General features: G+C 36.2%; 2 pseudogenes. Both read right to left on the bottom strand.

The window, feature by feature from the left end:
* Window positions 1-393, bottom strand: a pseudogene (locus tag GMD6S_RS09745) (hypothetical protein); the annotation flags it as partial.
* Window positions 393-785 (bottom strand): annotated as a pseudogene (locus GMD6S_RS09740) (hypothetical protein); the annotation flags it as partial. The pseudogenes GMD6S_RS09745 and GMD6S_RS09740, both read right to left, overlap by 1 nt.

The following is a 785-nucleotide window of genomic DNA, read 5'->3' as shown; positions in this document are numbered from 1 at the left end:
AGCAGTCGCAATTTCAATGGCCATAATATACATAGCTCGTTTATCAACAGTGAGAAGGTCAAGGTGGGTAGAAGCAATTCTTAAACATTCACCTTTCTCACGAAAATCCGACATCATTGCATCTTCGTAATCTAGCTGTATATATTCTGACTTATGGGATAAAAAATCATATTTTATCCCTTCCTTTATTTGGACACTCCTCCATCTAACATCATGAGTTTCCTTGTCTAATTCTAAGTGAATAGAAAGTTTATCGATTGGTAAATCTAGATACCCAGCATACGATAAATCTGGCTCTATTCCATCTTTTTTCTCAAACCACATCCTTTTCGCTAGTTCCATGTAATCAAATGGAATTTCTTTGGTGTAATCGCCTTTGATGTATAGTCTCACTCGTCTTCCTCGCTAATCTGACCATCAATTGCAGAAGCTACCTCGACTGCCATGATATACATAGCTCGTTTATCAACCGTTAAAATATCCGTATGTGTCGTAGCAATCCTAAGGTTTTCTCCACGTTCTCTCCCATCAGTAATAAAATCATTTTCAAATTCCAATTGAATGTTTTCATCAGAAAACGAAGTCCAAGGATTGCTCTTATCGTATGGTATATGATTCCATCGTTTATCATTAAATCGCCATTTATCAAATTGAACTCCAAAAAAGAAATCATCCTGTAACATAGCATCATCACCAACATTGGAGAAACTTATTTTCTTGCCATTCCGTTCCTTAAACCACATCTTCCAAACAAGCTCTCTAGTTGTGAAGTCTATTTTTTTCGT

The sequence above is a fragment of the Streptococcus sp. GMD6S genome (genome assembly GCF_000297015.1).
The sequence above is the reverse complement of the archived record's forward strand: the minus strand, read 5'-3'. Positions and strand labels throughout refer to the sequence as shown.